At 66.8% G+C, this 13,301-nt stretch carries 12 protein-coding genes; 7 read left to right on the top strand and 5 right to left on the bottom strand.

Annotated features, from left to right (window positions below; translation table 11 throughout):
* Positions 1-101: 101 nt before the first annotated feature.
* The 4 genes from FNH24_RS25130 to FNH24_RS25115 all read right to left on the bottom strand — a co-directional run bounded on the left by FNH24_RS25130 (position 102) and on the right by FNH24_RS25115 (position 3,610).
* Positions 102-533: a hypothetical protein gene (locus FNH24_RS25130; RefSeq protein ID WP_152364949.1), complete on the bottom strand. Its 432-nt coding sequence runs from the start codon at positions 531-533 to the stop codon at positions 102-104.
* Positions 534-843: 310 nt separating this feature from the next.
* On the bottom strand, positions 844-1,386 hold the full coding sequence (locus tag FNH24_RS25125) for an ATP/GTP-binding protein (RefSeq protein WP_175047916.1): 543 nt from the start codon (positions 1,384-1,386) through the stop codon (positions 844-846).
* A 40-nt stretch (positions 1,387-1,426) separates the two neighbouring features.
* Positions 1,427-1,825 (bottom strand): hypothetical protein, encoded by a 399-nt coding sequence (locus tag FNH24_RS25120; RefSeq protein WP_152364948.1) that lies wholly within the window; start codon positions 1,823-1,825, stop codon positions 1,427-1,429.
* Positions 1,826-1,885: 60 nt separating this feature from the next.
* Positions 1,886-3,610 (bottom strand): bifunctional AfsR/SARP family transcriptional regulator/alpha/beta hydrolase, encoded by a 1,725-nt coding sequence (locus FNH24_RS25115; RefSeq protein WP_152364947.1) that lies wholly within the window; start codon positions 3,608-3,610, stop codon positions 1,886-1,888.
* A gap of 244 nt (positions 3,611-3,854) precedes the next feature.
* Between FNH24_RS25115 and FNH24_RS25110 the strand changes: the two genes are divergently transcribed.
* The 7 genes from FNH24_RS25110 to FNH24_RS25080 all read left to right on the top strand — a co-directional run bounded on the left by FNH24_RS25110 (position 3,855) and on the right by FNH24_RS25080 (position 12,316).
* A complete protein-coding gene (locus FNH24_RS25110) occupies positions 3,855-4,910 on the top strand; it encodes a class I SAM-dependent methyltransferase (RefSeq protein ID WP_175047915.1) in 1,056 nt (351 codons plus the stop codon).
* 612 nt (positions 4,911-5,522) lie between these two features.
* Positions 5,523-6,014 (top strand): hypothetical protein, encoded by a 492-nt coding sequence (locus FNH24_RS25105; protein ID WP_152364946.1) that lies wholly within the window; start codon positions 5,523-5,525, stop codon positions 6,012-6,014.
* Positions 6,015-6,096: 82 nt separating this feature from the next.
* Positions 6,097-8,703 carry an ATP-binding protein gene (locus tag FNH24_RS25100; RefSeq protein ID WP_152364945.1) on the top strand — a complete coding sequence of 869 codons (2,607 nt, stop codon included), beginning with the start codon at positions 6,097-6,099 and terminating at the stop codon, positions 8,701-8,703.
* Positions 8,704-8,759: 56 nt separating this feature from the next.
* Positions 8,760-9,680, top strand: a complete 921-nt coding sequence (locus tag FNH24_RS25095; RefSeq protein WP_152364944.1) for an alpha/beta fold hydrolase — start codon at positions 8,760-8,762, stop codon at positions 9,678-9,680.
* 11 nt (positions 9,681-9,691) lie between these two features.
* Positions 9,692-10,342 (top strand): class I SAM-dependent methyltransferase, encoded by a 651-nt coding sequence (locus FNH24_RS25090; RefSeq protein ID WP_152364943.1) that lies wholly within the window; start codon positions 9,692-9,694, stop codon positions 10,340-10,342.
* Between the two features lie 1,018 nt (positions 10,343-11,360).
* Complete coding sequence (locus FNH24_RS32725; protein ID WP_152364942.1) at positions 11,361-11,693, top strand: helix-turn-helix domain-containing protein; 333 nt, start codon at positions 11,361-11,363, stop codon at positions 11,691-11,693.
* On the top strand, positions 11,690-12,316 hold the full coding sequence (locus tag FNH24_RS25080) for a hypothetical protein (protein WP_152364941.1): 627 nt from the start codon (positions 11,690-11,692) through the stop codon (positions 12,314-12,316). The genes FNH24_RS32725 and FNH24_RS25080 overlap by 4 nt, the downstream gene beginning before the upstream one ends.
* On the opposite strand, the gene FNH24_RS25075 is transcribed toward FNH24_RS25080, so the two are convergent.
* Complete coding sequence (locus tag FNH24_RS25075; RefSeq protein WP_152364940.1) at positions 12,313-13,206, bottom strand: hypothetical protein; 894 nt, start codon at positions 13,204-13,206, stop codon at positions 12,313-12,315. The two genes, FNH24_RS25080 and FNH24_RS25075, sit on opposite strands and share 4 nt — an antisense overlap.
* Positions 13,207-13,301: the final 95 nt, after the last annotated feature.

The raw sequence follows: 13,301 nt of genomic DNA, 5'->3' as shown, positions 1-13,301 counted from the left end.
GTTTGCGATTCTCGCTCTGCGACACCCGGGCCAGCACCGCGAACACTTGATTCGGCTTCAGCAGGCCGACGTTCGCCGTTTGGAGTTCGGAGGTCGGTTTGTTATATCCGCTGCAGGCCGTCGCGCAGGAGGTGGGCCGCGTCCAGCTCGGGCAGCTCCAACAGATCGGCTAGCTGACGCAGGGTGTGACCGCCGAACACGCACAACAACACGGCGAGCCGATTCAACGCCGGCACGTTCCGAAGCCGACGTACGGGCGCCGGTAACTCCGGGTCAGGGCGAGTGCGTGAACGGAACGCGGCAGCTTGGTGGAACACGGCCCGGCACAGTTCGCGGCGTTGCTCCGCCAACTCGAGGCGTTCGCACAGGTCGGGCTGACCGGACAACTCAACGATGGCCCGCACGGTCAGCCGTTCAGCAACCTTACGGTTCCCCGTCACCGTGATCGCCAGTGTGAGCAGTGACCGGCCGTGGGCGTCGCACAGAGTCAAAGCCGCCGTTTGCCGGTCCAGAACCTCAACTACTTCTGCCATGATGCACCGCCCTCGTCTCGCTCAGGTGGCGCTACCGGGGACCGGGGCAGCACAAAATCGAAAGGCTAAGCCCGACGCCTTGGCAGGACGTCCATGGCTCTCGAGTACCCATTTCACGGACGATGAACCTTCTGTGGCACCATTCGGGGGTGAACCGCCCCGGGTTGTCCGGATACCTCGGGCGGTTCGAATGTGCCCGTCTGTTAAGGATCCCCGATCCTAGACAAGTCGAAGTTTCCCTTACAGCACAGGCACTTTCGCGCTTCTCCACCTGGGTCACCAGAGTTGGCACGGAACAAGCGGGCTAGGCTCAGCTGCGCCCGAAACGCGCGATACCGGCGCTCACCGCAGCCACGCGATCAGCCACGTCCCGGGCGGGGATGTCGATGAGTTCGTAGCCGAAGGCCCGGTAGCTTGCTTCGTGGATCTTCTCGAAGTCCAGCGATTCCTCGAAACTGATCCGACGAGCAGCGGTCGGCTCGACGAATCCCAGGTTGCGGACGAAGAACACCTGCCGCTCATAGACCGCATCCGCGGCGATCCGTTCGAGCTCAGCAGCCAACATCCGGGACACCGGCCACCCGAGGTAGCTGGTGAGCGCGTGAGTACAGACTGGAGATCGGTCGAACACCTGAATCTCCCCGTTGGCCCGCACCTGCCGCTGGTGTTGCAAGGCGATCACCTCGTCGATAAGGGACTCCCGGGTCCACGGCCGATCCTCCCCCAGCGACTGTGCACGTGCGATGACCGAAGTGGCCGCCTCGTCGACGACCTCGTAGCCCAGCTCGCCCAGACCTCGCAGAATGGACGTCTTGCCCGCGCCCGGAGTGCCGGTGAGCACGTAGCGTCGCATGATCAGAAGTCCGGCTTGCCGACGTAGCCGGCGGTCTGCGTCACCATGCGAGGCATTCTCTGCGCCAGAACACCCATTCCTGATCCGTTCCGAGCTGCCGCCGCGTGACACTGACGTCGTAGCCCGGCATTCCCTCGACCGTGCAGGCAGGATCGCAATCCGGCGACCCGGACAAGCAGGCTGGCTGGACCTCGTACTCCCAGAGCGGATCGTCGTGGTCCGGTTGATCAGCTCCGGACACCACCACCACGGCCGACACCACTAGCAGAAGAGCCGTGGCAGCCGCCATCACCATCGACGCCCACCACGGCTTGCGCCTCCGATCAGCTGATTTCTCCGACAAACGCATCTGCTCGACTTCCCACCACTGCATCAGTCCAACTCCGGTCTTTGCCCGGGCCGACGCTTGCAGCGCGGCCCCTCGGTTGATCTTGGTCATCGAAGACTGACCCGGCCGGCTCGGCGAATGCTGTCAGGAAAGTGGACGAGCAACCCCACGTCAGGCGACGTGGCGGCCGCGTGGGGTGATTGCTGCGGCCGACTCGGGGTCGAGGAAGTCGATCGCCAACTCCGCGGGGGTCCTCTGGTCACCGGACCACGGCAGGTGGTCGACCCCGTCGAGGGGTACGAACGCGGCGCCCGGGATCCGGCTTGCGAGTTCCTGGCCGAGCACGACCGGCACCGCGCGATCGGCCCGGCGATGGACGACGAGGGACGCGGCACGGATCTGCGCGAGTTGCGGGCGCCCGTCGAACGCGAAGGCAGCCGCGAGCGCTTGCACAGCGCGTTCCGGGTTGCTGGACGCGCGCTGGCAGCGGGCGAACTCGTCGCGTTCGGCCACCGACTGGCCGGGAAGCAGGATGCTGGCCAGGATGTGCGAGCCGAGGCCCCGGTGCGATCCGACGACTCTGAGCAACGCGTCCCGGGTCCGCGGTGACGCGATCCGGCCACCGAAGGCGTACGCGCCGAACAGGACGAGCCGGTCCACTCGGTCGGGCCGCGTCGCGGCGTAGGCACTGGCGACGCATCCGCCGCTGGAGTACCCGAAGAGTCCGACCGGTGCTCCGGGATCGCCCAGCACCGCGGTCACCGCATCGACCACCGCGCCCAGCACCTCAACCTCCTCGGCCAGCGAGCGCGCCGGCGAGCCGGGATCGGACAGCCCCGATCCCAGCCGGTCGTACCGGATCACGGTGTGCTGCTCGGCGAACTCCCGGACGAACCGCTGGAAGGCCGTGTTGCGCCAATCCAGCTCGAGCTGGCTGAAGCACCAGCCGGCGAAGATCAGCGGCGGACCATTGCCGACTGCGGACCACGCGACAGTGCGGCCCTCGATCATGGCGTAGCGAACCACCTGCTCCCCCAGCGCCGGGGACGGATGCCGCGCCCCGACCGGTCGGGGCCCGAGTTCGTGGTGCGGAGCGGCCAGCTCGATCACCGCATGATCACTTTCGAGTGCGCCTCCGTCGAGCACCGCCTCGCCGCTCAGGATCTGCTGGTGCAGCTCCTGGACCGAGGTCGACGGTTCCACGCCGAGTTCGTCCATCAGGGCCGTACGAAGATCACGGAACGACGCCAGGGCGTCGCCCTGCCGACCACATCGGGCCAACGCCGCCATCAACAGCTTCCGGGGATGTTCCCGCAGTGGATGCAGGCGCGCCAGCACTTGCAGTTCGGGCACCACCTCGGCGTGCCGGCCAAGGATCAGGTCCGCCTCGACCCGTTGCTCCAGAACCCGGAGCCTGCGCTCCTCCAGCGCGATCGTCTCGGGCAGGCAGCCGTCGAGCGCGACTCCGTCGAGTACGGGTCCGCGCCAGTACGCCAGCGCCTCCCGCAACAACGAGGAACGGTGCTCCCAGCCGGCCCGAGAACGGTCGCCGCTCGACTCCCGCGCCGCGTCGACGAGCTCGGCGAACCTGCTCCGGTCCAGCTCCTCGGCACGGACCCGGAGCACGTAACCCGGTCCTTGGCGAGCGAGCGGCGATGGCTCGCCGGTCCCGCCGACCAGGGTCCGGCGCAGACTTGCGACACAGCCGTGCAGCAGCCGGCGCGCACTCGACGGTGCGCCGTCGCCCCAGAGGTGATCGATCAGCCGATCGGCCGGCACCGGCGTGTTCGCGTTCAGCAACAGCACGCCGAGCAACACCTGCTGCTGCGGGCCACCCACCGAGATCGAATGTCCGTCCCGGGCAACTTCCAGCGGCCCCAAGATGCCGTACCACATGCCAAATCCCCCATTCAGGTCACAGTGGTCCCCAGCGTCGCGGCGACAGGGGCGTACTCCCTGAGCAATCACTACTCAGATCTCGCCCGATCCTGCTCAAGTCCTGGCCCGATGCCCCTGCGTCGATTCCCCCTGAAAGGTGAGCACCCGTCGCCGCGATCTGAGTATCGATTGCTCACGAACTCGGATGCCGGCCCACGTAGAAACGGTGCCAACATCTATCACTCAAGAAGGAGCCAAGATCATGGCTTTGGACGAGGCACGACTCTTCGAATTCCTCGACCGCTGCGTCTCCGACGCCGCCGCGACGATCGCGGCCGGCAACATCGTCGTCGGCGATCGGCTCGGCCTCTACCGCGCTCTCGCCGCCGGACCGGTGTCACCGGAGCGGCTCGCGGCGATGACCGATACCGCGCCGCGCTACGTCGAGGAATGGCTGCGCGGCCAGGCCGCCGGCGGCTACGTCGAGTACGACGCCGAATCTGGCAGCTACTCGATGACCGAGGAGCAGGCGTTCGCACTCACCAACCCCGACGGACCGGTGTATCTGCCGGGCACGTTCCGGCTCGCCCTCGGTGCGCTCCGGGCCGAGCCGCAGGTCGCCGAGTCGTTCCGCACCGGCGCCGGCATCTCCTGGCACGAGCAGGACCCGGAGGTCTTCGCCGGCTGCGAGTTGTCCTTCCGCCCCGGGTACGTCCAGAACCTCGTGTCGGAGTGGATTCCCCGGCTCACCGACGGGCGGCAGAAGTTGATCAACGGTGCCCGGGTCGCCGACGTCGGCTGTGGGTACGGCGCGTCGACCATCCTGATGGCGCAGGCCTTTCCGCACTCGACCTTCCACGGCTTCGACTCCCACGGCGACTCGATCGAGGCAGCCCGCAAGCGGGCGGCGGAGGCCGGGCTCACGGACCGGGTGCAGTTCGAGGTCGACTCGGCCGCGACCTTCGGCGGAGGTCCGTACGACCTCGTGACCACCTTCGACTGTCTGCACGATCTGGGTGATCCGCTCCGCGCGGCCCGGCAGATCCGTGCGGCGCTCGCGCCGCGTGGAACCTGGATGATCGTCGAGCCGTTCGCCGGCGACACCGTGGGCGACAATCTCAACCCGATCGGGCGCCTCTACTATTCCTTCTCCACCTTCCTGTGCCTGCCGAACGCCCTCTCCCAGGAAGGCGGGTACGCGCTCGGGGCACAGGCCGGCGAGCCCGCCATCCGCGAACTCGCTCTCGACGCCGGCTTCGGCACCTTCCGTCGGGCCGCCGAGTCGCCGTTCAACCAGGTGTACGAAGCCCGTCCGTAACCGGCGATGGGCTAGGACTACCCCTCAACTCCAGGTCGGACGGAGGTGGCGGTGACCGAAATCCAGCAAGGGTTCGGCGCAACGGGCCCCAACGGACTCGTTCTGGGAACGAATGCTGGATTTCCGGTCACCGGTCCGCACAAGGTGCGGCCGCATCCCACGCGTCGAAGGCCAGGCCGGCGCCTCGGGCTCATCGACTGTGACTGTGAGGGTAGACCGGTACCAACCGTCGCATGCTGCCGACTCGTGGCCTGAAGCCGTTACGGAGCCCAGTCAGGACTCTGGCACGAGGTAGGCCAGCGACGCTGCTCCGCATCCCTGGTAGACCGGGTCGACGTCGCTGGCGTTGGCGATACCCCCGCCGATCCGGTGAGGAGGATGATCGCGCATACTGCGGCCGGGGTGCGTGTCCGCGTCATCAACTGAACCACCTTCTGCCTTAGGGCCGCCACTGTTGCCGGGCGCGGACTCCTGGGCCGACGTTGTCGATCTTGATCAGGACGTCCGGCTGAACCTACGACCCGAGATTAGAATGAGGATGACCTCAACGGCTCGGGAGCTGAGATGCCATTCTTCCGCCGGCGGCCGAAGCCGCCGAAAGTCGACAAGTACATGATCTTCGCAACCAACGAGGCGCTGCAGGAGTGGGAGCGCGGTCTCGCCGATGCGGGGTTGACCCAGATCGGCACGAATCGTCAAGCCGAAGGCACGTACGAGCAGTGGAACGGGACCGACGCCGAGAAGGCCAAGGCGTGGCTGCGTGAGCGCAAGATCGATCAAGAGCTCTTTTACGTGGTGGTGCAAACGCCCGACGGCGTCTGGGGGGCCGACATCGAAGGCCTCTACCTCGAGAAGCTTCGACCCTGGCAGTTCGACCCGGCGAGTGCCGAGACCACGGCCGAGATCCTCACGCTGATCAACGGCGTCTACGGCATCGAACTGGCCGCCACCGGTCGCGCCGACAACTTCATCGTCGAGGTCGCGTGCGGCAGGTGCGAGCGGACCTGGTTGGACGGGGTCCGTTATCGCGATCTGACCCTCGTACGGTGCCCGCATTGTGGCGCCGCCAACCGGGTGGACTCGACCAACTTCATCGTCACCTGACGCCCTCGACCGAGCTACGACAACGCCGCCTCGACCACGGCGGCGGGCTGAGAAGGTTCGGTGGTCGTGCGAGCATCTGGGGATGGACCGCCGACTCGTCGAACGAGACCGTGAGTTGGTCGATCTCACGCACCTCGTCGGGCAGGCGGCCACCGGCCTCGGTCATGTCGTCCTGGTCTTCGGTGAGGCCGGGATCGGCAAGTCGCGACTGGTCGAGGCCATGCGGGCTCGGATGCCTGCCAGCGGCCGCATGCTGGTCGGCCGCTGTGACGATCTGGGGACACCGCGCACGCTCGGGCCGTTCCGAGACCTCGTCGGCAGCGTGAGCGCTGGCCTCGCCGCAGCGCTCGAGAGCGGAACTGACCGCGATCGCTTGCTGACCGCCCTGCTGGCCGAGCTCCAGCACCGCGACCGGCCGACCCTGCTCGCTGTGGAGGACATCCACTGGGCCGATGAAGCGACCTTGGATGTGCTGCGCTATCTCGCGCGGCGAATCGGGGAGCTGCCGGCCGTCCTGATGCTGACCTACCGCGACGACGAGGTGCCCATCGGTCCCTCGCTCCAGCAGCTGCTGGTGGCCGCCGGCGGAAGTGACCGATGCCGGAGGATGCCGCTGAGCCGGCTGTCGGCCGCCGCGGTCCGGGAACTGGCGGCCGGCAGTTCCCTGGACCCCGACGAGCTGTACGAGGTCACCGCCGGTAGCCCGTTCTTCGTCAGCGAACTGCTGGCGTCAGGCTCGATCGGGCACGTCCCGCCGACCGTGGTCGACTCGGTCCAGGACCGGCTGCGACGCCTGCCGGCGTCCGGTCGGGCCGCAGTGCAGCAGCTCGCCGTCATCCCGTCAGCGATCGACCGGTGGTTGGTGGACGAGATCATCCCCGGTGGGCTGCTCACTCTGGCCGAGGCCGAGGAGGCAGGCCTGCTGACAGTGACGCCGCAGCGGGTGTCGTTCCGCCACGAACTCGCCCGGCGCGCGGTCGCCGATTCGCTGTCCGGAATCCGACGGGCCGAGCTCAACCGGGTCGTCCTGACGGCGTTGATCAGCCATTCGGGTTCGGATGTCGCGCATGTGGTCCATCACGCGTCGGCGGCCGGCGATCGGGAAGCCATCCTCCGGTTTGCGCCGATCGCCGCCCAGGACGCGGCCGTCAGCGGCGCCCATCGCGAGGCCGGCACGCACTACCGCGCCGCGTTGGAGTACGCCGACGGTCTGTCCCGGGACGAGCACGCTCGGCTGCTGGAGGAGTATGCCGTCGAGTCCTACGTCGTCGGCGACGGCGCCGAGGCCGTGTCGGCCCAGTTGACCGCGATCGAACTCCGCCAGTCGCTGCAAGATCATCTCGCCGTGGGCCAGGGCCTCAGCTGGCTGGCCCGGATGCAGTGGTGGGACGGCAATCGGCAAGCCGCCGAACAGACCATCGCGAAGGCGATCGCGGTCCTCGACCGGCTCGGCACGTCCCGGGAGCTGGCTCGCGCCTACAGCCACCAGTCCCAACTCGACATCCTTGCGCACAAGGCGATCGAGGCTCAGCAGGGTGCCGAACGTGCGGTCGCCATGGCCCGGGCCACGGGCGATCAGGCCACGGTCGCCCACGCGCTGACCACCATCGGCGCATCGCGCTGGCAGTTGGGGGAACCGGGGGCCACGGATGTTCTGCACGAAGCGCTGCGGATCGCGCTCGAGACGGGTGCGGTCGAGGACGCCTGCCGGACCTACGTCTATCTCGCCTGGAACCTGATCGACAACTTCTGGGCCGGTGACGCCGAGCCGTACGTCGCGGCCGGACTCGAGCTCGCCGAACGGACCGAGCAGTTCGGCTGGCTCGACATGCTCTACATCATCCGTGGCACGGCCCTGACCGCTCAGGGCGCGTGGGCCGAGGCGGCCCGCACCGCGGGCCACGCGATCGGTCCCAGAGCGCACTTCCGCTGCCCCGCCCTCACCGTTCTGGGCCGGGTCAAGGCCCGGACCGGCGACCCCGAGGCCACCGCGGTCCTCTCCTCGGCGCTGGAACTCAGCCATCGGATCGGCGAGACCCTGTGGATCGGCTACGCGGCCGCCGCGAGCGCCGAGGACGCCTGGCTCCGGGGAGATCTCGGGGCCATCCCGGACATCGCCGCCGAACCGTACGAGGAGGCCCGACGGCTACGGATCCGGTCCAGCTGGCCCTGGCCCGAGCTGGCCTTCTGGTTGACCAAGGCCGGTCATCCGGTTCAGCCCTTCGGGATCGACAGCCCGTACGAGTTGTTGATCGCCGGGCGATGGCAGGAGGCTGCCGAGCGATGGGGCGCGGCGGGTTACCGGTACGAGTCCGCGCTGGCGTTGAGCGAGAGCCCGGATCCACAAGATCAACTCGCGGCTCTCGACGTCCTCCATGCGTTGGGCGCACGTCCGCTGGCCCAGCTGGTTCGGCGGAAGCTGCGGCAGCACGGCGTCAGCTCCGTGCCACGCGGTCCTGTCGTCAGCACCCGGTCAAACCCCCAGGGACTGACGTCTCGGCAGTACGAAGTCCTGCAGTTGCTTGCCGCAGGCGTGACCGACGCGGAGATCGCCGAACGGCTGGTGATCTCCGTACGAACCGCCAGCAATCACGTTGCCGCTGTGTTGGCGAAGCTCGGCGTACACAATCGGGCCGAGGCCAGAAAGCAGGCTGCCAAGTGGCTGGCTGCCGGGAGTGGAAAGCCGTAACCAGCGATTCCCACAATTCTCCCAGCGGCATCGACGAAGCTCAGCCTCGGCGATCCGTGGCTGCGGGCCGCTCGAACAACAAGGTCGAGGTGATCATCATGCAGGGAACAGAGCTGGGCCGGGTGGAGCGCGACGGGGTGGGGATCGGGTACGAGCAGGTGGGGCAGGGGGCACCCGCCCTGCTCTTCCTACCGGCGTGGATGATCACCAACAGCGGGCTGTGGGCGGCCCAGCGGGACGCATTGAGCGACCAGTTCCGCTGCCTGTTCTACGACGCCCGCGGGAGCGGCCGCTCGGACCGGCCGACCGAGCCGGAGCGCTATCAGTCCACCCAGCTGGTGGCCGACACGATCGCGGTACTGGACGCGACCGGAGCCGATCGGGCCGTACTCGTCGGCAATTCCCTCGGTGGGATGGTCGGCTACCTGACCGCCGCGCTCCATCCGGACCGGGTGGCCGGGCTGGTGTTGATCTCCGCGACCATCGATCTCACCGGCGACGAGCACGCTCCTTTCGTACGCGCGATCGCGACCTTCGACGATGACCTGCCGGGGGTCGACGGCTGGGCCCGCTACAACCGGCATGCCTGGCAGCGGGACTACCCCGGCTTCGCCCGCTGGTTCGTCGACACGGCTCTGGGCGAAGAGGCCACCGCCGAGGCACGCCAGGACGGTGTCCGGATGGCACTGGACACCACGCCGGAGGTGCTCGCCGCGGGTGTCACCGCCCGCTCGGGCCAGCCGGCCGCCGAGCAGGCAGCCCGGCTCCGCGCAACGGCGGGACACATCAACTGTCCGGTCCTGGTGATCCACGGCGATCGGGACGCCGTCGTTCCACCCGCCTGGTCGGCCGCACTCGCCGCAACGCTGGACACAGCCGTCGCCCCACTCCCGGGAGCCGGCCACTGCCCGCAGGTCACCCGGGTCGCCGAGGTGAACGGCCTGATCAGCGACTTCGCCGCCAGTATCGAGACCTAAGGAGCGGCAGCATGAGCCCGCCGAATGCGAGCGAGAACCATCTCCTCAGCAACCCGATCCGGGGCCGCTTGAACTCCGCCACCCTGCGGACCATTGACGGCTACGCGCACCGGCTCATCGGCGGGCGGAAACATGCCCTGTTCGCGGATTTACCCAAGCAGGTGGTGGAGATCGGTCCTGGCACCGGCGCCAACCTGCGCTACTACCGGCCCGGCACCTGGTTGGTGGCGATCGAGCCGAACCTCCACATGCACCGCCCGCTCCGGGCCGCCGCCCGTCGCCGCGGCATCGACCTGGAGCTCCGCGCCGAGACCGCCGAGCAGATGGTGCTGCCCGAGGCCAGCGTGGATGCCGTGGTGAGCACGCTGGTGTTGTGCACGGTGCCCGATCCGGTTGCTGCCGTACGTGAGATCCGGCGGGTGCTGCGGCCAGGCGGGCGCTTGTTGTTCGTCGAGCACGTCCGGGCTGACGGTAGCTATGGGCGCGTGCAGCAGCTGGCCGCCCGGCCATGGCATTGGTTTTTCGAGGGCTGCGATGTGCGCCGCGACACCGAACGCACTATCCGCGATGCCGGCTTCGCCTCGGTGGACCTACAGCACTACGACCTGCGATCGGCGTTCCTCCCCATCAATCCCCAAATCGCGGGCACGGCCACGCGCTAGCAGCGGGCCCGCAATCTCGGGGCCGGCAGGCGGGGCGAGGATCGAGGCAGCCCTAGCTCGGCGCGACCAACACCCGTATCAGACGGTGTCAGCCGGACAGACCGAAACCGCCTCCCCTAGGCATTCAGCCTAGTGAGAGGCGGTTTTCCGCTCGTAGCCCCGACGGGATTCGAACCCGCGCTACCACCTTGAGAGGGTGCGAGCACTTCTCCGCACAATCATCAGCTGACAAGGCAGAACGCAATCCGGCACCCATTCAGGACCCTGACTTTGCCGCGCATTAGCCGCATCCAGTTCGACGATCGCACCAGCTAGAATTTAGGAGAGTTCGTCAACGCCTCCACGACGTGGCTCCGGTTGGCCACTGGCACCCGAGCCGAAGCACGAGAAGTCGCACGCATGATCGCGACAGGTCACCGGCACCGGCTCATCGGAGCAGCTGGCGATCGAGATGATCACGTTGCGTCCCGTGGGCTGTGATGCAGGAGATGGCCGAACGAACCGATAAGTCCGAGCCAACGATCAGCCGCACGGCGACCAATGTCGCGTCTCGAGCGCCCGGTTGCGCTGGGATGGCCGATCCACGCAGGTGACTTCACACCGAGTCGCCTGCGACGAACCTCCCAACCGCTCCTGGCCGAGCAGGACCGCGCACTCTGCCGACGTTTCAGCTAGGAGCGGTCAGTGCCGGCGCCGTCTACCGAATGGCGAGATGAGCTTCGACCAGCACCCGGACGACCCACTGGCGCCGGGTGTCGCCCTGCGTGATAAACAGGGACGTCTGCTGGCGTTCCACGATCACGACCCGAGGCGCATCCGGTACGACACGTCGTTGTATCAGTTGACCACGCGTGCGAGCCCGGAAGGGAGAGAGACCCCTCTCATATCGGCGAGACCCGTTCATGTCGAACGCATCGACGGTGACGACACGACAGAGCAGATCCGAGCGTTGCACGCGAGTCCCCGACTGCTCCAGCACATCTATTCCAGATTCCGGAATCTGGGATAAGGTTGTGCGATGGACGAGAGCCTGAGGATCGAGCACTCTTGGTCGAAGGCACTATTCGGCAACCAGCACATGCTTCACATAGCTAACTCGATCGCTGTGGGCAGTGCCGCTTTCACTGCGCCTGAGCTTGAGCGGTCAACCGGGTTGAGCGCGAGCAGCGTGCACCGACTTCTGAGTGTCTTGTGCTCGGTGGGCTTGGTTTCGCGCGTTCCTCGGCTGGCTGGCGAGCGCATCCAGCGTTACCACCGGGAGCGTCAGCCATTTTGGATGGCGGTGTCGCAGATCAGGGAGCGTGCACGTGGGACGGCCTATGCACCCCACGTGCGAGGAGGAAATGCATGACTCGTCTCGTGCTCGACAATGCCGGGGTGGCGCAGCCGGCCGTGCATGCGCCTGTCAGGCCAGGACGGCCCCAGATCCTCGCCGATGTGGTTCTCGATGCGCTGGAATTAGAACGGCGGGAACGTCACCGCGCGCTGCCGATACTCAGCCTTGACCTGCTCAACCTCTTGGTGACGATGCCGCTCCGGTTGCCGGTTCAGGCGGACAGCTTTTCTGATTTCGACTGGCGAATTCTGGAAGCTGGAAGCCGCAGGGGTGTTGTCAACATTTTCAGCGTCGACGGGCACCTCGCCGCGACAAGATGCGCAGCACCGCCGCTGACGGTCCAACATGTGACTGTGACCACTCGTAATTGGCGCACCGGTCTCACTACGGCGTCACGGTTCGCACCCTATAGCTCCCGCGAATTGATCCTCGAGCGCCTGCCAGCAGACGATCTACAGTTGCGACTCGAAGCCGACTACCTCGGTGTTGGAGTATCTGTGCGCGGAAGCGATCCCGACATGCCCATTCGCCAGATCATCGAGCCTGCTAGCTTCGCTCCGGCTCGATACACCGGAGCGTCATGGCTCTTCGCCGAGCGACTGCTTACACGACGGACCGTACTCGACGACGGTTACTAAGCTGCCTGTAACCACTCTTCAACGTCTCGGGTCGGCGACACGTCGACTCCGATACGCCCCTTGAGCGCCTGACACTCATACTCCACCCCTCGAAGGCACGCCATCCACCAACCCGCTATCTGGTCGCTGGAGAAGCCATCGATCTCCTGCCGCATCCTGGTCGTCTGGTGCAGGTTGTGTAGGTGTGCCTGGAGCCGCTGCTCGTCCGAGCCGTTGAATCGGTCGATACCGCGCCCACGGCAATGTGGACACGGGCAAGTGTCGGGCAGGGCGCTAGCGAACCACTCCTGCTGCATCAAGCTGCTGCGGCGGTAACGTAGGAGGCTCCGCAGAAGTACATGTGGAGACTTATCCCTTTTGTCGGAGGAGAAGCTCTTCTGGTCCGGAAAGGCAAGCCGACGCAGGCTTGGGAGTTGGCCGATTGCCGCCGCCCGTGCGCCATGAGCGAGTGCATCGAATGCCGCCAGATCCGTGCGCCACGGCATAGCCCACCGGACCGTCTCAAATAGGCGCCGGTACGACGAAATTGCGCCCTTGTGCGCAAGCGGATTGGACGAGCTATCCGCCAGGGCGATCGCCGCCGGATGACGACTCCGCTGGACGATCGCGATCAGTTGCTTGATGTTGTCCTTGTCTAGCCACCGGTAGTGGACCGGTAGGAGGAAGACGACGTCGTCGCGCTCAAGTTTGTTCGCTACCTCGAGTGCAGCCTTCATCGATGCTGAATCGCTCGCCCGGAACACTCGCGTGGGCGTGACTGCGACGCTGGCGCCAGCCTGGATCTGGCCGTCGAGCACCTCATTGATTTCCTGGGGGAAGAGACCCGAAGTATCAAGGTCGAATGGAGCGTCCTCGGTTGCCCACACTGTTGTGGAGGTGGGCTCGATCATTATCGCAAGATCTGGGTAAGTCCATCGCAGCCTCCCCAGCAGCCGATGCGCAGCGATTCCAGCAAGAATGAGCCCGCTGGTCGCTGCGTCGACAT

The organism is Microlunatus speluncae (assembly GCF_009299835.1).
Taxonomy (GTDB): Bacteria; Actinomycetota; Actinomycetes; order Propionibacteriales; family Propionibacteriaceae; genus Microlunatus; species Microlunatus speluncae.
The sequence above is the reverse complement of the archived record's forward strand: the minus strand, read 5'-3'. Positions and strand labels throughout refer to the sequence as shown.